At 71.0% G+C, this 23,381-nt stretch carries 20 protein-coding genes; 12 read left to right on the plus strand and 8 right to left on the minus strand.

The annotated features are described in order from the left end of the window. The first annotated feature begins 129 nt into the window (after window positions 1-129). From ASE25_RS20745 to ASE25_RS20760, 4 genes are all read left to right on the plus strand, one after another. Entirely contained in the window at window positions 130-2,250 is a 2,121-nt protein-coding gene (locus ASE25_RS20745) for a CARDB domain-containing protein (protein WP_056827254.1), read from the plus strand. Continuing rightward, window positions 2,247-2,720: a hypothetical protein gene (locus ASE25_RS20750; RefSeq protein WP_056827255.1), complete on the plus strand. Its 474-nt coding sequence runs from the start codon at window positions 2,247-2,249 to the stop codon at window positions 2,718-2,720. The genes ASE25_RS20745 and ASE25_RS20750 overlap by 4 nt, the downstream gene beginning before the upstream one ends. Before the next feature lie 137 nt (window positions 2,721-2,857). Next, window positions 2,858-3,799, plus strand: coding sequence for a universal stress protein (locus tag ASE25_RS20755; RefSeq protein ID WP_056776110.1), 942 nt, complete (start codon window positions 2,858-2,860; stop codon window positions 3,797-3,799). 25 nt (window positions 3,800-3,824) lie between these two features. Further along, window positions 3,825-4,724, plus strand: a complete 900-nt coding sequence (locus ASE25_RS20760; RefSeq protein ID WP_056827256.1) for a universal stress protein — start codon at window positions 3,825-3,827, stop codon at window positions 4,722-4,724. A gap of 26 nt (window positions 4,725-4,750) precedes the next feature. Here ASE25_RS20760 and ASE25_RS20765 read toward each other — a convergent pair whose 3' ends face one another. The 3 genes from ASE25_RS20765 to ASE25_RS20775 form a co-directional block, all read right to left on the minus strand. Further along, on the minus strand, window positions 4,751-6,043 hold the full coding sequence (locus tag ASE25_RS20765) for a nuclease-related domain-containing protein (RefSeq protein WP_082623023.1): 1,293 nt from the start codon (window positions 6,041-6,043) through the stop codon (window positions 4,751-4,753). A 175-nt stretch (window positions 6,044-6,218) separates the two neighbouring features. Next, the gene (locus ASE25_RS20770) at window positions 6,219-6,773 is read right to left on the minus strand and encodes a universal stress protein (RefSeq protein ID WP_056827258.1); all 555 of its coding nucleotides are present in this window, start codon (window positions 6,771-6,773) and stop codon (window positions 6,219-6,221) included. Next, window positions 6,770-8,233, minus strand: coding sequence for an MFS transporter (locus ASE25_RS20775; RefSeq protein WP_056776119.1), 1,464 nt, complete (start codon window positions 8,231-8,233; stop codon window positions 6,770-6,772). The genes ASE25_RS20770 and ASE25_RS20775 overlap by 4 nt, the downstream gene beginning before the upstream one ends. 233 nt (window positions 8,234-8,466) lie before the next feature. Here ASE25_RS20775 and ASE25_RS20780 point away from each other — a divergent pair, with 233 nt between their 5' ends. The 3 genes from ASE25_RS20780 to ASE25_RS20790 all read left to right on the plus strand — a co-directional run bounded on the left by ASE25_RS20780 (window position 8,467) and on the right by ASE25_RS20790 (window position 11,762). Beyond that, the gene (locus ASE25_RS20780) at window positions 8,467-8,904 is read left to right on the plus strand and encodes a ChaB family protein (protein WP_056827259.1); all 438 of its coding nucleotides are present in this window, start codon (window positions 8,467-8,469) and stop codon (window positions 8,902-8,904) included. Window positions 8,905-9,119: 215 nt separating this feature from the next. After that, window positions 9,120-10,664 carry a S8 family serine peptidase gene (locus tag ASE25_RS20785; RefSeq protein ID WP_082623033.1) on the plus strand — a complete coding sequence of 515 codons (1,545 nt, stop codon included), beginning with the start codon at window positions 9,120-9,122 and terminating at the stop codon, window positions 10,662-10,664. A 174-nt stretch (window positions 10,665-10,838) separates the two neighbouring features. Next, the gene (locus tag ASE25_RS20790; RefSeq protein ID WP_056827261.1) at window positions 10,839-11,762 is read left to right on the plus strand and encodes a universal stress protein; all 924 of its coding nucleotides are present in this window, start codon (window positions 10,839-10,841) and stop codon (window positions 11,760-11,762) included. A 64-nt stretch (window positions 11,763-11,826) separates the two neighbouring features. On the opposite strand, the gene ASE25_RS20795 is transcribed toward ASE25_RS20790, so the two are convergent. Beyond that, window positions 11,827-12,261 carry an SRPBCC domain-containing protein gene (locus tag ASE25_RS20795; RefSeq protein ID WP_235508783.1) on the minus strand — a complete coding sequence of 145 codons (435 nt, stop codon included), beginning with the start codon at window positions 12,259-12,261 and terminating at the stop codon, window positions 11,827-11,829. Between the two features lie 133 nt (window positions 12,262-12,394). Between ASE25_RS20795 and ASE25_RS20800 the strand changes: the two genes are divergently transcribed. Beyond that, window positions 12,395-12,775, plus strand: a complete 381-nt coding sequence (locus tag ASE25_RS20800; RefSeq protein ID WP_056776130.1) for a VOC family protein — start codon at window positions 12,395-12,397, stop codon at window positions 12,773-12,775. An 18-nt stretch (window positions 12,776-12,793) separates the two neighbouring features. Here the strand turns inward: ASE25_RS20800 and ASE25_RS20805 are convergent, their stop codons facing one another. Both ASE25_RS20805 and ASE25_RS20810 read right to left on the minus strand, forming a co-directional pair. Beyond that, window positions 12,794-15,217, minus strand: coding sequence for a Tex family protein (locus ASE25_RS20805; protein WP_369793522.1), 2,424 nt, complete (start codon window positions 15,215-15,217; stop codon window positions 12,794-12,796). Window positions 15,218-15,253: 36 nt separating this feature from the next. Beyond that, complete coding sequence (locus ASE25_RS20810) at window positions 15,254-16,720, minus strand: amidase (protein ID WP_056827263.1); 1,467 nt, start codon at window positions 16,718-16,720, stop codon at window positions 15,254-15,256. Window positions 16,721-16,876: 156 nt separating this feature from the next. Between ASE25_RS20810 and ASE25_RS20815 the strand changes: the two genes are divergently transcribed. The 3 genes from ASE25_RS20815 to ASE25_RS20825 all read left to right on the plus strand — a co-directional run bounded on the left by ASE25_RS20815 (window position 16,877) and on the right by ASE25_RS20825 (window position 18,570). Then, window positions 16,877-17,311 (plus strand): hypothetical protein, encoded by a 435-nt coding sequence (locus tag ASE25_RS20815; RefSeq protein ID WP_056776140.1) that lies wholly within the window; start codon window positions 16,877-16,879, stop codon window positions 17,309-17,311. A 114-nt stretch (window positions 17,312-17,425) separates the two neighbouring features. Then, window positions 17,426-17,707: a hypothetical protein gene (locus ASE25_RS23300; RefSeq protein WP_056776142.1), complete on the plus strand. Its 282-nt coding sequence runs from the start codon at window positions 17,426-17,428 to the stop codon at window positions 17,705-17,707. Continuing rightward, the gene (locus ASE25_RS20825) at window positions 17,704-18,570 is read left to right on the plus strand and encodes a hypothetical protein (RefSeq protein ID WP_056827264.1); all 867 of its coding nucleotides are present in this window, start codon (window positions 17,704-17,706) and stop codon (window positions 18,568-18,570) included. The genes ASE25_RS23300 and ASE25_RS20825 overlap by 4 nt, the downstream gene beginning before the upstream one ends. A 97-nt stretch (window positions 18,571-18,667) precedes the next feature. Here ASE25_RS20825 and ASE25_RS20830 read toward each other — a convergent pair whose 3' ends face one another. Together ASE25_RS20830 and ASE25_RS20835 are read right to left on the minus strand one after the other, a co-directional pair. Further along, entirely contained in the window at window positions 18,668-19,096 is a 429-nt protein-coding gene (locus tag ASE25_RS20830; protein ID WP_156415561.1) for a hypothetical protein, read from the minus strand. 476 nt (window positions 19,097-19,572) lie between these two features. Beyond that, on the minus strand, window positions 19,573-20,229 hold the full coding sequence (locus ASE25_RS20835; RefSeq protein WP_056776149.1) for a DUF6318 family protein: 657 nt from the start codon (window positions 20,227-20,229) through the stop codon (window positions 19,573-19,575). A 323-nt stretch (window positions 20,230-20,552) separates the two neighbouring features. Here ASE25_RS20835 and ASE25_RS23305 point away from each other — a divergent pair, with 323 nt between their 5' ends. Beyond that, window positions 20,553-23,369 (plus strand): McrB family protein, encoded by a 2,817-nt coding sequence (locus ASE25_RS23305; RefSeq protein WP_056776151.1) that lies wholly within the window; start codon window positions 20,553-20,555, stop codon window positions 23,367-23,369. Window positions 23,370-23,381 lie beyond the last annotated feature (12 nt).

The following is a 23,381-nucleotide window of genomic DNA, read 5'->3' on the forward strand; positions in this document are numbered from 1 at the left end:
GTGCATCCGTAGCCGCCCGGTCCTCCGACTCGTTGGACCCGACGAGCGAGGTCCTCGTGCCCTCTCTCGACGGTCCTCGGACCGGACACCTCGGGGGTGTCATCCACTTCGGATCAAGGAGCTGCACCCATGCTGCCGACCTTTCCCTCGCGGGCCCGCTCCCGCTTCCGCGCCGGCGCCGGCGCCCGGGGCAGAGCCGTCCCGCTCATCGCTGCCGCGGGCCTCGTCGCCGCCCTGGGGGTGGCCGCCCCCGCGCTGGCCGCCACACCGACCGGGGGAGCCGTCACCGACACGAGCACCAGCGTCCGGTGGACCGCCGGCCCCTTCGTCGCCCCCAACGTCACCGGGACGACGGGCGACGTGACGTGCGGGCCCGGGCTCTGCGACGACTTCGCGCTGCACGTGTCGACCCCGAGCGGCTACGGGGAGACCCACCAGCTGACGGTCAGGGTGGGCTGGGCCAATGCTGCTGCCGACTTCGACATCTACCTGCTCGACCGGAACGGCTCGGTCGTGGCGTCGTCCGCCTCGAGCGCGGACCCCGAGACCATCGTCGTGGCACCGACCAGCGGCGACTACACGGTGAGGGTCGTGCCGTATGCCCCGCTCGGTGAGTCCGTCACGGGCACGGCGACCCTGACCGACGTCCCGGCCAACCCCGCGCCGAGCACGGCCACGCCGCCGACCTACAGCCAGTACGGCGCACCCCAGTCGTTCGGGCGCGCGCACGACGCGGGCGAGCCGTCGATCGGCAGCAGCCACACGACCGGTTCGACGTTCTACCAGGCCCTCTACGACACGTACCGGGCGACGTGGGACGACAGCGTCACGCCGTCCGCGGTGACGTGGTCGGACGTCTCCGCGAAGCCGGCCAACGGCTGCGCCACGGGCGGATCGACGTCGCTCGACCCGATCGGCTTCACCGACCGGGCGACCGGACGCGTCTTCGAGAGCCAGCTCGCCGGCAAGACCTCGCTCATGTGCTACTCCGACGACGAGGGCGCCACGTGGTCGCCCAGCCAGGGCGGGGGCCTCAACTCGGGTGTCGACCACCAGACCGTGGGTGGAGGTCCCTACTCGCCGAACGGCGTCGGTGCGCTGCCGACGTCGAGCTACCCGAACGCCGTCTACTACTGCAGCCAGGACATCGCGGACGCCAACTGCGCCTCGAGCCATGACGGCGGCGTCACCTTCGGACCCGCCATCCCGATGTACTCGCTCCTCGACTGCGGTGGCCTGCACGGTCACGTCAAGGTGGCCCCGGACGACGGCACGGTCTATGTCCCCAACAAGTCGTGCGGCGGCAACCAGGCGGTCGCGGTCTCCGAGGACGGCGGCACGACGTGGTCGGTCCGCAAGGACCCCGCCAGCACCGCCGGCGACTCGGACCCCAGCGTCGGCATCGGCTCCAAGGGCACGGTCTACATGGGCTACCAGGCCGCGGACGGGACCCCCCGAATCGCCGTGAGCCGCGACAAGGGCAAGACGTGGACCGACGACCAGAACGTCGGCGCGGGCCTCGGGGTCCACAACACCGTCTTCCCCGCCGTCGTGGCCGGTGACGACGACCGCGCCTCCTTCGCCTTCATCGGCACGACCACCGCCGGGAACTACCAGGACGCCACGACCTTCAAGGGCGACTGGCACCTCTACGTCGCGACGACGTACGACGGCGGCAAGAGCTGGGTCACCGTCGACACGACGCCCGGCGACCCCGTCCAGCGTGGCTCCATCTGCACGGGTGGCACCACGTGTGGCAACGACCGCAACCTCCTCGACTTCATGGACGTCACGGTCGACCGGACCGGCCGGGTCGAGGTCGGCTATGCCGACGGGTGCACCGGTGCCTGCGCGCAGCCGGGCGGCGCCCAGAACTTCGATGCCTATGCGACCATCGCGCGCCAGCAGGCGGGCAACACGTTGTATGCCGCCTACGACGCCCTGCCGAACATCACCCCGACCTCCTTGTCCGTCACGAAGGCCGGCGGCCTCTATGCCGCGTCGACGACCGTCGCCAACCCGGGCAAGGCCGCCGCCCGGGGCGTCACGACGCGACTCCGCGTCGACGGGGTCAACGTCGCCACCTCGTCGCCGGTCGACGTCCAGCCCGGCCGCTCGGCGGCCGTCAGGTTCCCCGGCGTCCGTCTCGGCAAGGGCACGCACGTCGTCGCCGTCGTCGTCGACCCGGACGGACGCATCCGGGAGTCCGACGAGGCCGACAACGAGCGCCGGCTCCAGGTGACGAGATGAGACGGCTCAACGAGCGGTCGGGACCTCGCGTCGCCTTCGCCGCCGGGGCGCTCGTCACGGCGCTCGTCCTCGCCGGCTGCGAGAACGACGAGCTGGAGTCGGCCATGGCGGCGCAACCGAGCTCGAACAGCGCGGCCCTCGTCTGCGCGAAGGACGCCAAGCCGGTGACGCTGCCGGCGTCGTTCCCCGCGAGCGCGGCCGTGCCGGATGGGTACGTCGTGACGGGCGTCGAGGCCCGCAGCGCCGGTCGCACGGTCGTCACCGCGGTGTCGCCCAAGCCGTTCAAGCAGACGCTCGCCGACATGCAGACCGCCTACTCGACCCGTGGGTGGTCGGCGTCCGAGGGTGAGGTGGAGGAGCGGGACGCCGAGTCCAACTTCGACGGCAACGGGCTCCGCGGCCGGTGGGCCATCCGCGAGATCCCCGACTGCACCGACAACACCTCGGTGAGTGTGCTCATCGGCACCTGACACCCGGTCGGCGGCGGGAGAGCCCGCCCGCCGCCGACCTGTCTGAGCAGTCACAACTCCCTGCCGACGCACGCCCGACGCGGGACGATGGGAGTGGCCGGAGCATGCGGCCCCGACCGCCGTGGAAGGGGAGAGCGATGAGCGCCGCAGTCAGCTCGACGAACGAGTCGACCCACGAGTCGACCGACGAGACGATGGACCCCGGCATCGTCGTGGGCTACGACGGGTCACCGGGAGCACGCCTCGCCCTCGACTGGGCCGTCGAGACCGCGAAGCGAGACGACCGCCAGCTGACGCTGCTGCACTGCGTCGGGCTGACGATGACGCCGACCTTCCGCGCCTACGACCCCGGGGTCCAGGCGCACGCGTACGACGAGATGTCGCGAGGCGTCCTGGCGGAGGCCATCGACATCGCCACGAAGACACTGGACCGCAAGGACGTCCACCCGCTGAGCGTCATCGGCGGCGCCGCCGCCGAGCTCGTCGGCATCTCAACCCGGGCCGACCTCGTCGTCACCGGGTCACGCGGTCACGGGGCAGTCTCCGGTGGCCTGCTGGGCTCGACGGCGTATGCCGTCACGGCCCACGCCCACTGCCCCGCGGTCGTGGTCCGTGGGTCCTCCGTGATCCACGCGGGTCCGTCGCACCCTGTCGTCGTCGCCTTCGACGACTCCAAGAAGTCCCAGAAGGCGCTCGAGACCGCCGTGCAGATCGCCACGGCCGCGGAGGCGTCGCTGCACATCGTCGCCGTCGACAACGTGGGTGGCCTCGAGGCCTGGCCGGAGACCGACACGATCCTGGGTCGCGAGGAGATGATCGACCAGATGCACCTCCACGTCGGCCAGCTGCTGCGCGACGTCGCGGAGGACGCACGACGCGCTCACCCAGGGCTCGACGTGCAGACCACCGTCCTCGGTGGCGGAGCCGGTGCAGCAGTCGCCGCCTACGCCGTGGACGTGAGGGCCGGCCTCATCGTCATGGGGTCTCGAGGTCACGGGGGCTTCACCGGAATGCTGCTCGGCTCGGTCAGCCACCGGGTCGTCCACGACGCGCCGTGCCCCGTCATGGTGATCCGCTGACGCGGCCGATGACTCGACGTCACTGGTGGTCAAGGGAACTCGCATCCAGGATGTCGGACCGGCCTGCGGCCAGATCGTCGTGGGCTACGACGGGTCCCCGGCCTCGCAGTGTGCCCTGGTCTGGGCCGCGGCGGTCTCCCGCGCTCTCGACGACAGCCTGAAGATCGTCCATGCCGTCGAGCTCGACCTGGTGCCGAGCCGGCGCGGCTACGCGTTGCGCCCGCTGAGCCCCTCGCTGGAGATGGTGGCCCAGACGATCGTCGGCGGTCCGTCGACCTGGCCCGGCCCAGCGCTTGCCCGAGGGCGGGTGCGTGCGGTCCATGCCGTCGGTGGGCCGGCCCCCGCGCTGGTCGATGCCTCGATGTCCGCCGAGCTCGTCGTGCTGGGGACCCGCGGCCGGGGACGTGCCCGCACCGCGCTCATCGGCTCCGTCTCCTACGCGGTCGTCGCCCATGCGTACTGCCCCGTCGTCGTCCTGCACGACCTCGTCCGCTTCTCGTCCGACGCGAGCGGTGACGCGCGGGTCCCGGGTCCGGGCGGCGAGGTCGTCTGCGCCATCGCCGGCGGGGACGGGGAGGAGCACGCTGCGCGCGTGGAGCGGATCGTGTCCGCCGCGACCCGCATCGCTGTCGCCTGCAGTGCGTCGCTGCGGCTCGTCACCGTCACACGTGGAGGCGTCAGTGACGCTGCGAGACAGAGGATTCCGTATGCCGTCGCCTCCCTGACCTCACGGCACCCGGCGCTCGTGGTCACCGTCGAGATCCTCACCGGCGACCCCGTCACGGCACTGGCGGAGGCCACGCGGCATTCCGGACTGCTCGTCGTCGGTGCGCCACTCCGAGGTGGGGCCACTGCCGTGCTGTCCGGGCAGGCTTCCTACCGGCTCATCCGCGACGCGACCTGCCCGGTCATGCTCGTGCCCTGATGGGATGCGTCATCCGCCAATGCCGGTCAGGGGCTCGGCCGAGCGGGTAGAGCCTTCGCGAGCTCTTCGGCCAACCGCGTCACCTTCTTCTCGGCCGCAGCTTCGACAGCCCGGGCCTTGGCATCGCTCGCCCCTTGGGGGTAGGTGAAACGGAGAGAGATCATGAACGGCTGCCGCGCGCGTGTGCCGGCCCGCCATCCGTCGAGCCTCGTGTTCACGGGAATCCAGGCGGAGACCTCGCCCGGGGTCATGTCGACCCGCGCCCCGGTGGTTCCGTTGGCCGCGAATCGGCGGTCGACTGAGCCCCCTGTCCTGACCATCACGTCTGGGCTCTGAAAGGCGTATCGCGGCTTTGCCAGCCACCACGAACAGGTGTCCTCGTCGGGCGTCGGAACCACCAGCGCCGACTGTGCCCCCGTCACCTTCTGGACTGTGATCCGGCCCAAGGACTGACAGGCCTTGGCGGAACTGGGTCCGTCCGGCGGGTAGGACCCCGTGGCAGCAGGGGAGACGACGGACCCGAGTTGAGCTCCGAGGTTGCTGAAGAGGTGCGGACCCACGTGGCTGAACGCCCACAGGGCAATCAGGCCGACGAGCGCGGAGACCACCGATCCGCGGCGGCGCGGCCGACGTCGAGCACGTCCGCGCTGTCGCGGTCGGGAGGTGTCGCGGACCATGACCGGTGACGGCGTTCGACGAGCCGTCGATCGTTCGGCCCCGAGGACGTCGGCGACCGTCAGCACGTCCGGGTCTGTGCCCGCAGGTTCCGTCGATGCCGACGGATAGGTGTGGGCGACTCTGCGGGACAGCAGGTCCGTGCCCTCGGTCCCGGGGGCCTGGGGTTGGGCGAGGAGCCAGGCAGCGAGGCCGTCGAAGGGGATGATCTCGACCCCTCGCACGCGCTGTCTCTGAAAGGACGTGGAGTGCCCACCCGCCAGGGCGATGACGGGGACGACGGGAAGGCCGAGCGTCTTCTCCATCTCACCGGCGAAGCGCGCCACGGCGTCGAGCTCGCGTCCCTTGGGTGAGCTGCTGCTCGTGTGTTGCCACAGGTTCCCGTCGTGGACGCTGGTGCCACCGGCCCAGTTCTTCGTGTCGACGAGGTAGAGGCCCGACGGTCCGATGACGATGTGGTCGAGGTTCGTCCGGGTGCGTCCCGGACGCAGGAGACGGTCGTGGTGGACGTGCCACCCGGGCGGCAGGACGTCCAGTGCGGCAGCCACTCGACGCTCGCCGTCGGCACCGGCTGACCAGGCTCCGGCCTGCGCCTCGAGAGCGTCCGCGTGGGCGCGCCTGCGCGGCCTGATTCCTGAGCTCATCGGCGCGCGACTGCGCCGACCCACCTGCTGCCATCCGAGCCCCCTGCGCCCCTGTCGCCGGTGACTCTAGGCACGGCGTGGTGGGTCCCGGGCCCGAATCGGTGCAACTCGCAGAGAATTCGGGTCCCGGGACCGGGCCACACGGCATACGGCCTCGTGAGAGGCGACGAAGGCGTCAGCCCGAGGGCGGGCGCTGGAAGCCGGGGCGCCCGGCGGTGCCGGCGGCGCGTTCGACCGAGCGGCCGAAGCTGCTGGCGGCCGCCCCGAGCGTGCTCGACCCGCGGTCGCCGAGCGCGGGTGGCACGACGACGACAGGGCAGTGCGCTGCGCGCACGAGACGGCTGCCGAGCCAGCGCGCGCCGACCTCGGTCGAGTGACCGGCGTCGATGACGACGAGGTCTGCGCCGCGGCTCTCCTCGACGAGGACGGCGCGACGCTTGCCCGCCACGACGCGCGTCTCGACGAGGTGGTCGCGGCCGAGGACGTGCGCGACGTCCTCGGCCAGGCGTGACTGCTCCGCAGAGAGGGCGCTGTCGTCGGAGACGACCGACGGCACGCGGCCGCCGGTCGCCGTCTCGGGTGCGTGCGGGCGCCAGGCCCGGACGGCCACGACGCGTCCACCGCGCGCCGCGGCCTGCTCGACGGCCCAACGAAGGGCACCGGGGGAGCCGCTCGTCGGGCTCACGCCGACGACGATCGTGGGCTGGCGCCCCAGGTCCGCGACGTTCATGCCGCGGCCCCCGACTCCTCCGAGACCTTGCTCAGCGGGTCGGCGACGTCCTCGAGGGACTTCTGCTCCGCGTCGATCCCGATCGCCAAGGCCACGGCTCCGCCGATGATCATGATCACCGCACCGGCGACGTAGCCCCACGTGAGCGGGCCGCGGTCCTTGCCCTCGCCGATGAGGGCGCCGTAGAGCACGGGCGCGACGGCGCCGGCGCACTGGGCGACGACGAAGAAGTAGCTGATCGCCTGGCCGCGCACCTCGAGCGGGAAGATCTCGCTCACGGTGAGGTAGGCCGCGGACGCTCCGGCCGACGCGAAGAAGAACGACACGCACCAGAAGATCGTGTGCGTCGTCGCGGTGAGGATCTCGGCATGGAAGGCCCAGGCCGACACGAGCAGGACGAGCCCCGCGATCGTGTAGGTGCTGAAGATCATCTTGCGACGCCCGATGGTGTCGAAGAGATGACCGAGCAGCAGCGGCCCGAGGAGGTTGCCGGCCGCGAACGGCAGGAAGTAGAGCGACGTCTGGGCCTTGCTGATGCCGTAGAAGTTCGTCAGGACCAGGGCATAGGTGAAGAAGATCGCGTTGTAGAGGAAGCTCTGCGTGACCATCATCGTCAGGCCGAGAACTGTGCGCCGCCCGTACCGCCGGACGAAGACGTCCCACAGCACCTTCGGCCCCATGCGGTCCTCGGCCTTGACGAGAATCGCCTTGCTGTCGTCGACCTCCGGGATCTCGCCGCCCTCGCGACGCACCCGCTCCTCGATCTCGTCGACCGTGCGCTCGGCCTCCTCCGCGCGACCGTGGGTGAGCAGCCAGCGCGGGCTCTCCGGGATGTGCCGGCGCAGCCAGATGATCGACAGGCCGAGGATCGGGCCGATGAAGAACGCCAGGCGCCAGCCGACGTTCTCGGCGACGTTGTCGGGGTTGAGCAGGTAGAGGTTCGCGAGCGCCCCGAAGAACGCGCCGAACCAGTACGTCCCGTTGATCGCGATGTCGACGCGACCGCGGAAGCGCGCGGGGATCAGCTCGTCGATGGCCGAGTTGATCGCGGTGTACTCACCACCGATGCCCATGCCGGCGACGAACCGGCAGACCCACAGGAACCACATGTTCGGTGAGAGGCCGGCCAGGCCCGATCCGATCAGGTAGATGACCAGGGTGATGATGAACAGCTTGCGGCGCCCGAGCCGGTCAGTGAGGCGACCGAACGTCAGCGCTCCGACCACCTGGCCGACGAGGTAGACCGTGCCCGTCAGCCCCACCTGCGTGGCGGACATGCCGAGCGTCTTCTGGAAGCCCGACTCGGACACGATCTGGATCTCGAGTCCGTCGAGGATCCACGACACCCCGAGCCCGAGAACGACCGACCAGTGGAACTTCGTCCACGGGAGCCGGTCCATGCGGGCGGGCACCAGACTCCTGATGGCACCGTCCGTGCGTTGTGCGACAGCCTCGCTCATCCCCATCTCCTTCGATCCGAATCGCTGTGAACCGTCGGGTCAGGGCGCGCGGCGCCGCGTCCTCACCGCCGGAGTCCGTACCCCGTGGCCCGGCACGACGAACGTGCTTCGTGACGGTTTGCCCCGGTGCCCTCCCGAGTGCGTATGCCGTCGGGTGGTCCCACGCCGTCCCGCTGGGTACGTCAGATGACGGGGGCACAGTCGCCCTCCCTCGACAGCGCAGGAGGAACGACATGCCGGCCAGGAAGCCAACGCGCGGAAGCACGGACCTGCCCTCGACCCTCGAGCGGTCGTCGAAGAAGGCGCAGGAGACGTGGCTCGCGACGCATGACGCCGCGGTCGAGCAGTACGGCGAGGGCGAGCGAGCCCACCGCACGGCGTTCGCCTCGCTCAAGCACTCCTTCGAGAAGGTCGGCGACCACTGGGAGGAGAAGGCCGAGAAGGGACCGAGCGACCGCCAGGCCGAACGCCGCGGTGCCGAGGCCAGGGCCCACCGCGACGACGGGGACTCGGCCGGCGGGGTCGACGCCAACGCCTCGAAGCAGCACCTCTACGACATCGCCAAGCGCCTCCAGGTGTCGGGGCGCTCCACCATGAGCAAGGCCGAGCTCGTAGAGGCGATCCAGCGCGCCAACGACCGCGCCACGGCCGCCGCGCGGGACTCGACCTGAGGAGTCCTCGACTCGAGTCCTCCACTCGCACGGGAGAATTCGCTCGCGGAGACCGCAAACGCCCGAATCGTTCCCAGCGATCGTCGAGCAGACTCTCAGGCTCCTGAGAAGGCCGGTGCCGACGACCCGACAGCCCTAGCGTGGACAACTGGGCCGCCACAGGAGTCGGCCCGGAGCGGTGGGACGCACACGCCGCCACCGCGGAGGAGAGCACCATGTCCGTGTCACGAAGGGGTGGATCTCGGGGGACTGCAGTACTCGGGGCGGTCGCGGTCGTCGCGGCCGCCGCACTCGCGACCGGGGTGGCGTCGGCCGACGCCTCCACGACCGGCGCGAGCTCGACCTATCTGGTCGTCTACAAGGAGAAGACCTCCACGAGCGGCGCGGGCAGCGCCGTCGCCGCAGCGGGCGGTCAGGTCGTCGCGACCTACGCCCCCATCAGCGTCGTCGTCGCGCGGTCGGCCAGCCCCGACTTCGCCGCGAAGATGCGTCGGGTCACGGGTGTCGAGGGCGCCGTCGCCACGACGAGGTTCGCCACCGCCGTCGACGGCGGAGCGGTCTCGGCCGACACCGCAGCCGCGACCACGACCCAGACCACCGCGAACGGGGCAGCACTCCCGGGCCTCAACGACTCGCTGTCGGGGCTGCAGTGGGACATGACCCAGATCAAGGTCGGTGAGGCACACGCCATCAGCACCGGTGACCCCTCGATCCTCGTGGGAGACATCGACACCGGCCTCGACTACACGCACCCGGACCTCGCGGCGAACGTCGACTCCGGCGCGAGCGCCAACTGCGTCAGCGGAGTGGCAGAGCCCGGCGCGGCGGCGGCTGCCGACGACAACGGTCACGGCACGCACACGGCCGGCACGATCGCCGCCGCCGCGAACGGCATCGGCATCGTCGGGGTGGCACCGAACGTGAAGATCGCCGGCATCAAGGCCGGCAACGCCGCCGGCTTCTTCTTCCCCGAGGCCGTCGTCTGCTCGTTCATGTGGGCGGCCGACCACGGCGTCGACGTGACGAACAACAGCTACTTCGCCGACCCGTGGCTCTTCAACTGCCGCAACGACGCCGAGCAGCGGGCCATCTGGACCGCCGAGCGTCGCGCCATCAAGTACGCACAGAACAAGGGTGTGCTCGTCGTCGCGGCCGCGGGCAACCAGGCCGACGACCTGTCGCACCCGACCCTGGACGCGACGAGTCCCGACGACACGAACCCGGTGCTGCGGACGATCAGCAACGCGTGTGCCGTCGTCCCGACCGAGGTGCCGGGCGTCGTGGGCGTCAGCGCCACGGGCAACCAGCAGATGAAGTCGTTCTACTCGTCCTACGGCATCTCGGCGGTCGACGTCGCGGCGCCGGGCGGCGACTCCATCCTGCAGCTGACGCCCGCCGCTCCCAACGGCCGGGTGCTCTCGACCTGGCCCGCGGCGCTCCTCACGGTGACGTGCCTGCCGGCACGCCGCCTCGTCGATGCGAGTGGCGCGACGTACTGCTACCAGCAGGGCACGTCGATGGCCTCCCCGCACGCCGCGGGCGTGGCGGCGCTCATCGCCAGTGTCACCGGCGACACCGGTGGTGCGCTCGCAGCCGATCTGCAGCGTGCGACGAACCCGATCGCGTGCCCCGCGGACGTCTCGCCGTACGCCTTCTTCCCGGGCGTCGACGACGGTGCCGCACAGCGGTGCCAAGGCGGCCGCGGCCAGAACGGCTGGTTCGGCTCTGGGGAGGTGGACGCGCTCAAGGCCGTCGGCTGACCCACCACGCAGTCCGCCGGGCCGGGTCGCTCGACCCGGCTCGGCGGCATACGCCATCGGGGACGCCTGCCCTGTCTGAGTGGTCACAAAGGACCTGCGGCGTCCGGGCCCGGCGGGACGATGGAGGTGGACGGAGCAGAGGCCCGGCCATGTGAACGAGAGAAGGGGAGCACCATGAACGGCCAGGTGCGGACCACGAACGGGATCGTCGTCGCCTACGACGGTTCGGCATCATCACAGCTCGCGCTCGAGTGGGCCGCGGAGACGGCTCGGCAGCAGGGCAAGCACCTGACCCTGGTGCACAACGTCAACCTGGCCGCCACCCCCGCCTTCCCGGCGATGGACCTCTCCGAGATCGAGCCCTCGCTCGAGCACGCCGCCAAGGCGATCGTCGACGAGGGTGCGGTCCGCGCCGGCGCCACGCTCGACGCCTCCCAGGTGACGACGCAGTACTGGCTCGGCAGCCCCGCCGCCCAGCTCGTCGAGATGTCGAAGGACGCCGCCCTGGTCGTCGTCGGCAGTCGCGGGCGCGGGCGCATCCTGGCCGGGCTGCTCGGCTCGACGTCGTATGCCGTCGCCGCGCACGCGCACTGCCCCGTCGTCGTCGTGCGCGGACCGGAGGGCAAGACCCCCGACGACGTGCCGATGCCGCCCCGTCCCGGGCGCGGGCACGACGTCGTCGTCGGCATCGACGACTCGGACGCCGCGATGCGGGCCGTCGACGCGGCCGTCGAGGTCGCCGAGCGCGAGGGGGCCGTGCTGCACATCGTGCGCGTCGCGCACTCGCCGTCGATGGAGGCCTGGACGTACGTCGAGACCGCCAAGGGCGGGACGGAGGAGACACACGCGATCCGCGACTACGCCGAGCAGTCCGTGCTGCGCGCGGCCGAGCGCGTGCGGGCGCTGCACCCGAAGGTCATCGTCACGACGGAGGTGCTCTACGGTGACCCGGGCCAGTCCCTCGCCGACCTGGGCTCGACGGCAGGGATGATCGTCGTCGGCTCACGGGGGCACGGCGGGTTCACGGGCATGCTGCTCGGGTCGGTCAGCCACCGCGCCATCCACGACGCGGCCTGCCCCGTCATGGTCGTCCGCTGAGCGACGGCGTCGAGCGTCGGCGACGGCGTCGTCGGCGCCTGACCTCTCGGCCCGGGCGCCGGGCTCAGGCGTCGAGAGCCTGCGCGAAACGGCCGAGGGCGTCGTCCCAGCGGGACTTGTCGCCGGCGCCGTCCTCGGCGATGCCCTGACCCTCGTGGTAGAGGTCGACGCGCGTGCCGTCACCGTCCGGTTTGAGCTGCAGGTCGACGATGCTGAGCGGGCCGTCCGCATGGGGGTGCCACGACACGCGTACCTGTTCCATCGGGTGGTAGCTGCGCACGACGCCATGGGGACCGTCGGAGCTGTGCCACGACTCGCCCTTGTTGCCGAGCGTGACGCCGGGGCCGAGGAGCGCCTCGGTGCCGCGGGCGCTGATGAGGTGCTGCCACACCCGGTCGACGGGCGCGCCGACGGTCAGGCTCGAGTGCACGCCCGCGGGAGATCCTTCGAGCTCGGCATCCTCCGCGTTCTCGGGGATCGACTGCGTTGAACTGCTCATGGGCACCTCCGGGTCGTACGGACCGGCCCCCTGATGGGGCCGGACCCACCACAGACAGTCGACCAAAGACTGGCCCGGAAGACAATGGGTGAAGGCCCCCTCTTCGGTCCGCATCGGGCCTAGCCTCGGGAGCATGATCGACCACTTCGGCGTCAACTGCTCCGACCTCGAGGCCAGCGCCCGCTTCTACGACGCGGTGCTCGGCGTCCTCGGCTACACCCGTCAGATGGACGTCGGCGTGGCCATCGGCTACGGCACCGAGGGTCACCCGGACTTCTGGATCAGCCGATGGCAGGGGACCGAGCCCAACCGCGAGATGCACTGCGCGTTCCAGGCCGACGGCGTCGACGCGGTGCGGGCCTTCCACGCCACGGCACTCGCGCTCGGTGCCGAGTCGCTGCACGAGCCGCGCCTGTGGCCGGAGTACCACCCCGGCTACTACGGCGCCTTCGTGCGCGACCCCGACGGCAACAACGTCGAGGCCGTCTTCCACCGCGCGGGTCCCGACGCCTGAGGCGCCGTCGCCGCGCGGTCAGCCGGTGAAACCGGCGCGCCGCAGGGCGTCGGCCATGGCGCCGTCGGCAGGAGCCTCTTTGCGGGGGCGGTTGCCCTGGCCCGTCTGGCTCTGACCACGGCCCTGGCCGCCGCGGCCCTGACCACCGCGCTGCTGGCCTCCCTGCCCCTGACCCGTTCGCTCCTTCGGGGCGCCGGGGGTCACCTCGTCGTCGAGGCGCAGGGTCAGCGAGATCCGCTTGCGGGGCACGTCGACCTCGAGGACCTTGACCATGACGACGTCGCCGGACTTCACGACGTCGTGCGGGTCGCGCACGAAGCTCTTGGAGAGCGCCGAGACGTGGGCCAGGCCGTCCTGGTGGACGCCGATGTCGATGAACGCACCGAACGCCGCGACGTTCGTCACGACGCCCTCGAGCGTCATCCCCGGCTTGAGGTGCTTGATCTCCTCGACGCCGTCCTTGAAGGTCGCCGTCTTGAAGGTCGGTCGCGGGTCGCGCCCGGGCTTGTCGAGCTCGCTGATGATGTCGGTGACGGTCGGCAGGCCGAAGCTGTCGTCGACGTAGTCGGCGGGCCGGATCGACTGCAGCGCAACGGTGTTGCCGATGAGCGAGGTCAGCTTCTGCCCGGTCGACTCGAGCATGCGCCGGACGACGGGGTAGGCCTCGGGGTGCACGGCCGACGCGTCCAGCGGGTCGTCGCCGCCCGGGATCCGGAGGAAGCCGGCCGCCTGCTCGAACGCCTTCGGCCCGAGGCGCGGCACGTCCTTGAGGGCCCTGCGCGTGCGGAACGGTCCGGTCGCGTCGCGGTGCGCGACGATGCTCTCGGCGAGTCCGGGGGTGATGCCCGAGACGCGGGTGAGCAGGGGAGCCGACGCCGTGTTGACGTCGACGCCGACGGCGTTGACGCAGTCCTCGACGACCGCGTCGAGCGAGCGCGAGAGGGCCGTCTGGCTGATGTCGTGCTGGTACTGACCGACGCCGATCGACTTCGGGTCGATCTTGACGAGCTCGGCGAGGGGGTCCTGCAGGCGCCGCGCGATCGACACGGCGCCGCGCAGCGACACGTCCATGCCGGGCAGCTCCTGCGACGCGAAGGCCGACGCGGAGTAGACCGAGGCGCCGGCCTCGGAGACGACGGCCGACGTCAGCTTCAGCTCGGGGTGCGCCTTGATGAGGTCCGCGGCGAGGCGATCGGTCTCGCGCGACGCGGTGCCGTTGCCGATGGCGATGAGGTCGACCGAGTGTTCCTTCGCAAGCCGTGCGAGGGTCGCGAGCGAGCGGTCCCACTGGTGCTGCGGGACGTGCGGATAGATCACCTCGGTCGCGACGACGCGGCCGGTCCCGTCGACGACGGCGACCTTGACGCCGGTGCGAAGGCCCGGGTCGAGACCCATCGTGGCCCGCGCACCGGCGGGGGCAGCGAGCAGCAGGTCGCGCAGGTTGGCCGCGAAGACGCGTACGGCCTCCTCCTCGGCCGCTCGGCGCAGCTGCATCCGGGCGTCGATGCCGAGGTGGACGAGGATCTTCGTGCGCCAAGCCCAACGGACGGTGTCGGCGAGCCACTGGTCGGCGGGTCGCCCGGTGTTCTCGATGCCGAAGCGCCGAGCGATGGCGCGTTCGTATGCCGTCGGGCCGGGCGGCTGCTCGGCCGCCGGGTCCTCGGGGTTGATCTCGAGCGAGAGGACGTCCTCCTTCTCGCCGCGGAAGAGGGCGAGGATGCGGTGCGAGGGCAGCTTGGCGAGGGGCTCGGCGAAGTCGAAGTAGTCGGAGAACTTCGCGCCCTCCTCCTCTTTGCCGGAGCGGACACGCGAACCGACGTGTCCCTGCTTCCAGACGCGCTCGCGCAGGTCACCGATGAGGTCTGCGTCCTCGGCGAAGCGCTCGACGAGGATCGCGCGGGCGCCGTCGAGAGCGGCGGCGGCGTCGGCGACCTCACGGTCGGCGTCGACGAAACGCGTTGCAGCGGTGGCGGGGTCGGTGCCGGGGTCGCCGAGCAGCAGCTCGGCGAGGGGCTCGAGTCCTGCCTCGCGGGCGATCTGCGCCTTGGTGCGGCGCTTCGGCTTGAACGGGAGGTAGATGTCCTCGAGGCGCGCCTTGGTCTCCGCGGCGAGGATCTGCGCGCGCAGGGTGTCGTCGAGCTTGCCCTGCTCCGCGACGGAGGCGAGCACGGCAGCGCGTCGCTCCTCGAGCTCGCGGAGGTAGCCGAGACGCTCCTCGAGCGTGCGCAGCTGGGCGTCGTCGAGGCCGCCCGTGACCTCCTTGCGGTAGCGCGCGACGAAGGGCACCGTCGAGCCGCCGTCGAGCAGGCCCACGGCCGCGGCCACCTGTCCGTCGCGGACACCGAGCTCGTCTGCGATGCGACGTTCGATGGACGGCACCTTCACCTGCACGCTCACGGGGGCTGAACTCCTAGACGTCGACGACACACCGGGGTCACGCATTCTGCCGTGCGAGCCCGATCGCCCCTCGGGCGGGCCTCATGGACGACCCTGCTCGTGTCGAGGTGCGGGGGTGGCAGTCGCTCCTCGTTCTTTCTCGGGGATGGGCCATCGCGGCGCTGCCGAGCCGTCCCGGTGGCGCTCGTACCAGTCGACGGCGCGGAGCACCCCGAGGTCGTCGAAGCGTCGCCCGGAGACCTGCAGGCCGATGGTGCGCCCGTCCGCGGTGAAACCGCAGTTCACCGATGCCGCGGGCTGACCGGACATGTTGTAGGGCACGGTGAAGCCGATGTGCGCCATGCCTTCGTCGTCGTCGCCCCACGGCATCGGCCACGCTGCCGGAAACGCCGTCATCGGTGCGACGGGGGAGAGCACGAGGTCGAAAGGCTCGGTGGCGGCGATCGTGGCCTGCTGGAGGGACATGATGCTCGCGTAGTCGCGCATGACGGACGGCCCGTCGACGTCGCGTACGGCGAGCACCCACCGCCGGATGAACGGGAGCACCCGCTCGCGGGCCTCCGGTGTCAGGGCGTCGAAGTCGGTGAGCGAACGCATCCGCCAGAACTCGTCGAGATCCCGCAGCATCCTCGGCGCCATGAACGGGGCCAGGGGCACCACCTCCGCCCCGGAGCCGGCGAAGAGCGCGGCGGCAGCCTCGACCGCGTGCGCCACGACGGGGTCGACCGGCAGCCCGCACCCGGCATCGAGCAGCAGACCGATGCGCAGACGGGAGACGTCGAGGGGGTCTTGGGGCAGCACGGCGGCGAGGTCGGCGGGCGGGAGGCTCGTCCAGTCCCGCGGGTCGGGGCGGCTGATCACCGACAACAACAGCGCCGCGTCTGCGGCCGACCGCACGAGGGGGCCGGCCACTCGGCCGAGGTACGGGGCGTCGAGGGGGACGCGTCCGGCGCTCGGCTTGAGGGTCGTCAGGCCGAGCCAGGTGCCCGGCAGACGGATCGAGCCGCCGATGTCGGTGCCGACGTGCAGCGGCCCGTAGCCGCCAGCGGCGGCGGCACCGGCGCCCGAGCTCGAGCCCCCCGTCGTCAGGGAGGGGTCCCACGGCGAACGGGTGATGCCGTGCAGGCTCGAGACGCCCGAGCTGAGCATGCCCCAGTCGGGCATCACCGTGGAGCCGAGCACGACGCCGCCGGACTCCTCGATCCGCTCGACGACCGGGCTGCTCCGGGTCGGGACGACGGGCTCGACGCCGGCGTTGCCGAAGGGCATCGGGACGCCGGCGCGACCGAGGTTCTCCTTGATCGTCACCGGCACGCCGTCGATCGGCCCCGCGGGTTCACTCCTGCGCCAACGGGCCTCACTGTCGCGGGCGGCAACCTCGGCACCCTCGAGGTCGAGCCGCCAGAAGGCGTTGAGCAGAGGCTCCCGGGTCTCGATGACGTCGGCGACGTCGTGCAGCACGTCGACGGGAGAGAGGTCGCCCGAGGCGTACGCAGCGACGAGCTCGGTGGCGGTGAGGCTGGCCGGTCGGCCAGACGTGTGCGGCATGGACGTCCTTCCGCGGCGGTCGACCTCGCGCCGCCCGCTGGCGAGGAGATCGTGGCATCGGCCCTGGTGCCAGAACGCTACCTCTCGCGGTGAGGCGTCGTCGGGGCGTGTGGACAACGCCGGTCGACTGTCACCGGTGGCGGCCATGCTCTTGGCATGCGCTTCGACGAGCTTCCGCGAGACTGGGCCCAGCGACCGATCACCGACCCCGACGTCTTCGAGGGGGTGGTCGACCTCATCGTCACCGAGCAGACGAGGTGCGACGGAGCGACCTACCTGCTGTTCATGCACGACAACGGGCGGCTGCTCCAGCCGATCTGCCTGCCCGACGAGCCGCGGCGCGTCGATGTCGGCCAGGTCCTCGAGGGCGTCGGGCTGCTCCTCTCCGAGATGGCGCGGCATGACGTGCACGACGTCGTCATGGTGATCGCGCGGCCCGGCCGGGCGGCGCCCACCCCTCGTGATCGTGACCTGCGGGCGGCGTTCGAAGACGCCTGCCGCACGACTGGGTTCACCCTGCACGCTGTTGCGATCGCGGCCCCGGACGCCGTTGCGGCGCTGACGGCGGAGGGTGGCTGCGCCGCGGCCTGAGACGGACCGTCGGGGAACCGCGGAGTGGGTATTGACGCTGTGGCGTTCCCTGCGTCCTCGGGGGTGGGCGGGGTAGCGTCGTCGCGACCGCGCGACGCAACCCGTGGAGGACCGATGTCCCAGCAGGCCCACAGCAGTGGGAAGACCGTGACCCGTTCGTACCGGACCGGGGTCGGTGGCGCGTGGTGGACGGCCCTCGTCGTCGTGACCGTGCTGCTCGGCTTCCTCGGTCGCACCGACAGCGGCTTCTGGAGCGGTTTCCTGTGGAGCATCGTCGGGTTCGTCGTGGGCTCGCTCGTCGCCATCGCGGTGGCCGGTCGGCTCGTGCCGGCGCGGTCCGCGGACGAGGCGTTCGCGGATCTCGGCGGCTCGGGCGGTTGGGAGGGCGCGCGATGAAGTGGCTGCTCCTGATGCTGGCGTTCGTCCTCGGCGCTGCGATCACGTGGTTCCTCACCGTCAAGCACGCGAGCCGCACGGTGCAGGAGGGTGCTGGCGCCGCCGCAGAGCTGTCGGCGCCCGAGCCCACCCCGGTGGTCTCCCCGAGCGAGCCCGTGGCAGGAGCCGCGGGCGTCGCCGGAGGGGCCGACCTCGCCGCCGCGGCCGGCGCGGGAGTCCTGGCCACCGAGCCCGCCGGAACGTCGCAGAGGTCGCACGACGAGGTCGACGTCGACGCGGCTGGATTCGGAGGGCCTCACACGCCGCTCTCGGAGTCTCGGAGCGCGGCGGAGTCGTGGGATCGCAATGCCGAGGACGAGGACGCGCTGCTGTCGAGGGCCTCGGAGGACGACGCCGACGACGCGCCCGTCGCAGAAGCGACTCCGAACGATGGCGCGGCCGCTGCCGTTGCACCGGTCGTCGACGCGACCCCGAACGATGGCGCGGCCTCTGCCGTTGCACCGGTCGTCGACGCGACCCCGAACGATGGCGCGGCCTCTGCCGTCGCACCGGTCGTCGACGCGACCCCGAACGGTGACCTGGCAGGCGTGGGTGAGCCCGAGGCTGTTGCGGCCCTCGAGGAGGAAGTCGAGGAGGATGACGCAGGTTCGTGGGCGGACGAGGTGCCTGATGTCGAGCCGAGCCAGGAGGACGACCTCGACGCGGACGTGTCGGTGGCGCGGGCGACCAACATCGTCCCCGTCGCCGACGCCACCCCGAGCGGCGACGTGGCCGGGGTCGCTGGACCGGGAGCACTGCCGACGCAGGGCGAGCTCACCTTTGACGAGCCGGATGACTCCGTCCCCCCGGAGGAGAAGCCCTGACCCGGCTCGCGCTCGTCACAGGACCCCGTGTGCACTGGACGGTGCCCCGGCAACGCTCGCTGCACACACCACCAGGTCATGACGGCTCGGCGCGACGTCAGTGGTTGACGAGCACACCCTTCGCCTCACGCACCGTCACCGTGGTGGAGGGGCCGGGCACGGTCACGGTTGAAGGGATCTCGTCCCACGTCGACCCGTCGAGGCTGAAGTCGGCCCCGAAGGTGGTGTCGACGCGAACGGGGTACTCGCCCTTGGCGCGGTAGACGTGCGTGACGTCGCCGTCCGGGTAGACACCTCCGGTCGAGGTGGTGGGGCCCGTGCTCGAGCCGTCGCCGAACACGTAGGTGAACCCGACCAGCTTCGGACGAATCTGGACCGGGATGCCCCGCAGGACCGACCGGTCGACCTCGCCGGGCTGGAAGCCGTGCGACGTCCAGTTGACCTTGTAGAAGGTGCGGAGGTTGACGAGTGTCGTGTTGCCGGCCGGCTGGCTGGAGATCTGCGGCTTCGACCAAGGCGTCCTCATGAACGCCGCCTTGAGGTCAGCCATCGTCAACGTCGGCCGCGCCCCGGGTGCGACGTCGGACGCGCAGGTGAGGCCACGCGTGCGCCAGGGCTCGGTCACCTCGCCGGCCGTCATGGTGCGGCGCCAGATCCGAAGTAGGGGACCGAGCTCGCCTTCAGGGCAGTCGCGCAGCGCGTGAGCGCACGAGACTTGCTCGGTTAGAGAGTCCGGCTTTGCCTGCGGGCAGTCATTGAGCGAGACGTACTCGTAAACAGGGGCGGTACTGGGCCTGTCAACAATGGAGCCGCCCTTGTCTCCTGGGAACTTCTCAAGCGCCAGCACCTGTTCTCTTGACAGCAGACCGGTTACGACTGCCGTGTCATCGACCTCACAGACATCTAGTTGGTCGCAGCTCCCATCAGCGGCGCTAGCCGAGAGAGACGACGTGAAGGCGAGGACAGCGCCAGCGAAGCATGCGCTCCACGGCGCTCGAGACTTCATGACGAGGCTTTCTGGAGGCGCGTGATGATCCAGCGCTTATCGAAGTCGACAGTTGCGACGAAGGCCAACTTTGCTGAGCGGGTGGTGTCGACTGTGCGGCCGGACTCGTCGAGAACCGGCACGGCCCTCTGGTTGAGGTCGACTAGGACCTGGCGCGTCCTCGAGGAGAACTCAGTGGTGGATGCGTAATTGAGCTTCGTGAGGTCGCCGCCATAGTGGTGGCCTGCCTTCTTGAGATCGGCCACACCGTTGCTCAGAGCCGCGCACATCTTGCAAGCGTCACTGGAGAGGTCATTCAAGACTGACGGGTCACTGGTCTTGAATGCCCTATTTAGCTGAGTGAAGTAGAACTTCGTGTAGGCGGCCGCGCCCTCGATGGTCTCGGGTCGGGCGGCGGCGGGGATCTTGGCGATGATGGGGTCGACCGTTGCGGTGGGGCTCGGGGTGGCCGAGGTTGTGGTGGTCGTGGGAGCAGAGGAGCTCGTGACGGCCGAGGTCGACGGGGGAGTCGTCACCGCAGGACCGGGGTCGCTGCCCGTGCACGCACCCAGCGCCGCGAGCGCGACGGGGGCGACGGCATACGCAAGGAGCGTGCGGTGCCGGTGCGGGCGTGCGGCGGCGGTCATCGGCATCCCCTGTCGATCGTCGATCATCGTGCGGTTGCGTCGTCTGAGGTGCGTTGTGCACCCTTTGTTCCACGACGGCAACCTACGACGATCGTGCCGCACCCGCACGCCGAGCCCCGTCCGTCATCCACAGGCACCCCGGGTGCACCGAGCCGGGATGCTCGGGTGACAATGGTGGCGATTCGCTGCCGTCAGGGGCCGTTCGACGCTGCGATTACTGGGGTCTCACCGGCGACACACCCACGAGTTCGGAGCATGGGCGACCGGCAGGTAACCTTTTCGCGGTCCTGTGCGCACCTCCACGCGCGCAGTAGCTATGCGCCCTAGAAGTGGGCGTGCAAGGGAGCCCCATGTCTCGCACTGACACCGTCGACGTCAAGCGTTGGCGCGCCAAGTACGCCCTCATCGAGCGGGCCGCCGAGGCGGACAAGGACGCCCAGGCCCTCTTCGCCGAGCTCGACTCCGAGCGGGCCGCCCGCAACGGCGAGCTGCGCGAGATCCTCGCCGACCTCGTGGCCTCCAGCGACCTCGTCGCCTTCAAGGAGGCGATGAACCAGTGGACCCGCAAGGACGGTCCCTACGTCGGCTTCGGCCCCATCGGCGGCCCGTGGCTCGCCTCGCTCATGCGCCGCTCCGAGGAGGAGTACGCCGAGGTCGTCGGCCTGCTCAAGCTCACCCTCCAGACCCCGGCCTCCCCGCAGGACGCCGGCGACAAGCTCCAGGCCATGGAGGCCTTCCTCGCCCGCGGTGGCTCGCGCGGCCAGCGCGCCCCCGGACCCGGCCACACGGCATACGTGCTCTCGCTCTTCTGGTCCACCGACGACGGCGGCGAGTGGCCGCTCATGTGGGAGAACGCCCCGCACATGCTCCAGCGGCTCGGCTGGCTCGAGCGCGGCCTGAGCCACGCGGAGCGCTACGTCGCCTTCGCCGACCTCTGCGCGGCCCTGCGCCCCGAGGACCCGAAGTATGCCGCCCGCATCCTCTGGTACCTCAAGGAGACCGAGGCGTTCGTCGGGATCGCGCCCAAGGTGCTGGACGTGTGCGTCGAGGCGGCCGAGATCGCGGCGGACTTCCGCCCGTCGACCGGCTACGGCGACGGCCGGCGAGAGGACCGCGCGGCCGATCTCGCACGCCAGCTGCGCGGCGAGGCCGACCACATCAGCGACAGCCTCATCGACCGCCTCTCCACCGAGACGGGCCTCTACCTCGAGGCCCCGACGCTCGCCCTCCAGCAGCACACGGGTGAGGACGCCGCCTACCGCTCCGACCTGTACGCCGCGTGGATCCTCGTCGGCGGCGCCGGCGCTCCCGGCTTCCGCCTGTGGGTCACCCCGTCGGGCGTCGCGTTCGGACTGCACGGCGGCTGGGAGGGCGAGAGCGACCAGCAGCACCGCGAGGTCGGCACCATCGTCCAGGAGCACCTCCCGCGCGGCCTCAGCTTCCTGCGCGTGCACGAGGACGGCCGCACCGACCGGCTCGAGCCCGCCGGGCGCGAGTACCCCGGCGGCGAGGCCTTCGTCGGCCGCTGGTGGAAGGGCGACGAGGCCGTCGGACGCGCCGACTTCGCCGACGACGTCATCGCGACCGCGCGGGCCCTGACGCCGCTGCTGCGCTTCATGACCTCCAGCCAGCGCGGGCCCCTCGACGACCCCAGCCTCGAGCTCGCCTCCATGGTCGACCTCGACAGCGAGGTCGAGATCTTCAAGGCCGAGCGGCCCTACCCCAGCGAGCGCGACGCCTGGCACCAGGAGCAGCGCCGCGTCTTCGTCGCCTGCCTGTCGCGGGAGGGCCTCGAGGCCTTCGACCTGCCCACCTTCAAGCGGATCGTGTCGACGCGCGGTTACGGCGACATCGGCGCGCAGTCCGTCCTCATCAGCAGCATCAACGCCCTCGACGCCGCCGGCATCGACGAGCTGCGCGTCATGGTGCGCGACCTGCTCTGGGGCGAGGGGCGCGACGAGGAGCGGATCAACCGCGTGCTCGGCTCCGACGACGTCCCGGTCCAGGGCTTCGGCGAGAGCGTCGTGCTCAAGCTCTTCGCCATCGCGCACCCCGAGCACTGGCTGCCGCTCTTCGCCCTGGGCGGGGACTCCGGCAAGATCGCGATGCTCGGCCGCCTCGGCGGGCCGGCGCGCTGGACCGAGGGCAAGTCCCGCGGCCGCACGCACGTCGAGACCAACGCCCTGCTCAAGCAGACGCTCGACCCGCTGCTGCCGGACGACCCGTGGGGCCAGGCGCAGCTCGCGTACTGGCTCATGCGCCGCTCCGACAAGGCGCTCATGCCCGACCACGACGCGCTCGGCGAGGCCGCCGCGGAGCTGCTCATCGAGGAGGACTTCCTCCGCGAGATCCAGGGCCTGCTCGAGGAGAAGAAGCAGGTCATCTTCTACGGCCCTCCCGGCACCGGCAAGACCTACCTCGCCCAGCGGTTCGCGCAGGCGCTGCAGCCCGACCCGGCCAAGCGCGACATCGTCCAGTTCCACCCGAGCAGCAGCTACGAGGACTTCTTCGAGGGCTTCCGGCCGCAGATCGACCACCAGGGCCAGATGGTCTACGAGCTGCGCAAGGGCCCGCTCGCCCTCCTCGCGGAGGCGGCCGAGGCGGATCCGCTGACACCGCACATCATGATCATCGACGAGATCAACCGTGCGAACCTCCCACGCGTCTTCGGTGAGCTGCTCTTCCTGCTCGAGTACCGCTCGCACTCGGTCAAGACGAGCTACCGGCCCGACGAGGGCTTCGAGCTTCCGCCCAACCTCTACTTCATCGGCACGATGAACACCGCCGACCGCTCCATCGCGCTCGTCGACGCGGCCCTGCGCCGGCGCTTCGACTTCGTCCCGTTCATGCCGCACGACGGGCCGATGGAAGGCCTGCTGCGCCGGTGGCTCGAGGTCCACGACGGGCCCGTGTGGGTGGCCGAGCTCGTCGACCGCGTCAACGAGGACCTGCGTCGGGCGCTGCGCGGCCCGCACCTGCAGATCGGCCACAGCTACTTCATGCGCCCCGGTCTCGACGGCGACGAGGCCACCCTGCGCCGCATCTGGGACTACAACGTCTACCCGTTCATCGAGGACCAGCTCTACGGGCGCGAGCACGAGCTGGCGCAGTTCCGCTGGGAGAACGTCCGAGCCCGCTACGGCCAGTTCGACCTGACGAGGCCGTGACCGTGGAGTCGA

The sequence above is a fragment of the Terrabacter sp. Root85 genome (assembly GCF_001429185.1).
Taxonomy (GTDB): domain Bacteria; phylum Actinomycetota; class Actinomycetes; order Actinomycetales; family Dermatophilaceae; genus Terrabacter.

Bases quoted from the DNA above. Each gene is read 5' to 3' on its own strand.
- ASE25_RS20745 (WP_056827254.1), top strand. From the start codon at position 130: ATGCTGCCGACCTTTCCCTCGCGGGCCCGCTCCCGCTTCCGCGCCGGC.
- ASE25_RS20750 (WP_056827255.1), top strand. From the start codon at position 2,247: ATGAGACGGCTCAACGAGCGGTCGGGACCTCGCGTCGCCTTCGCCGCC.
- ASE25_RS20755 (WP_056776110.1), top strand. From the start codon at position 2,858: ATGAGCGCCGCAGTCAGCTCGACGAACGAGTCGACCCACGAGTCGACC.
- ASE25_RS20765 (WP_082623023.1), bottom strand. From the start codon at position 6,043: ATGAGCTCAGGAATCAGGCCGCGCAGGCGCGCCCACGCGGACGCTCTC.
- ASE25_RS20770 (WP_056827258.1), bottom strand. From the start codon at position 6,773: ATGAACGTCGCGGACCTGGGGCGCCAGCCCACGATCGTCGTCGGCGTG.
- ASE25_RS20775 (WP_056776119.1), bottom strand. From the start codon at position 8,233: ATGAGCGAGGCTGTCGCACAACGCACGGACGGTGCCATCAGGAGTCTG.
- ASE25_RS20780 (WP_056827259.1), top strand. From the start codon at position 8,467: ATGCCGGCCAGGAAGCCAACGCGCGGAAGCACGGACCTGCCCTCGACC.
- ASE25_RS20785 (WP_082623033.1), top strand. From the start codon at position 9,120: ATGTCCGTGTCACGAAGGGGTGGATCTCGGGGGACTGCAGTACTCGGG.
- ASE25_RS20790 (WP_056827261.1), top strand. From the start codon at position 10,839: ATGAACGGCCAGGTGCGGACCACGAACGGGATCGTCGTCGCCTACGAC.
- ASE25_RS20795 (WP_235508783.1), bottom strand. From the start codon at position 12,261: ATGAGCAGTTCAACGCAGTCGATCCCCGAGAACGCGGAGGATGCCGAG.
- ASE25_RS20800 (WP_056776130.1), top strand. From the start codon at position 12,395: ATGATCGACCACTTCGGCGTCAACTGCTCCGACCTCGAGGCCAGCGCC.
- ASE25_RS20805 (WP_369793522.1), bottom strand. From the start codon at position 15,217: ATGCGTGACCCCGGTGTGTCGTCGACGTCTAGGAGTTCAGCCCCCGTG.
- ASE25_RS20810 (WP_056827263.1), bottom strand. From the start codon at position 16,720: ATGCCGCACACGTCTGGCCGACCGGCCAGCCTCACCGCCACCGAGCTC.
- ASE25_RS20815 (WP_056776140.1), top strand. From the start codon at position 16,877: ATGCGCTTCGACGAGCTTCCGCGAGACTGGGCCCAGCGACCGATCACC.
- ASE25_RS23300 (WP_056776142.1), top strand. From the start codon at position 17,426: ATGTCCCAGCAGGCCCACAGCAGTGGGAAGACCGTGACCCGTTCGTAC.
- ASE25_RS20825 (WP_056827264.1), top strand. From the start codon at position 17,704: ATGAAGTGGCTGCTCCTGATGCTGGCGTTCGTCCTCGGCGCTGCGATC.
- ASE25_RS20830 (WP_156415561.1), bottom strand. From the start codon at position 19,096: ATGAGGACGCCTTGGTCGAAGCCGCAGATCTCCAGCCAGCCGGCCGGC.
- ASE25_RS20835 (WP_056776149.1), bottom strand. From the start codon at position 20,229: ATGATCGACGATCGACAGGGGATGCCGATGACCGCCGCCGCACGCCCG.
- ASE25_RS23305 (WP_056776151.1), top strand. From the start codon at position 20,553: ATGTCTCGCACTGACACCGTCGACGTCAAGCGTTGGCGCGCCAAGTAC.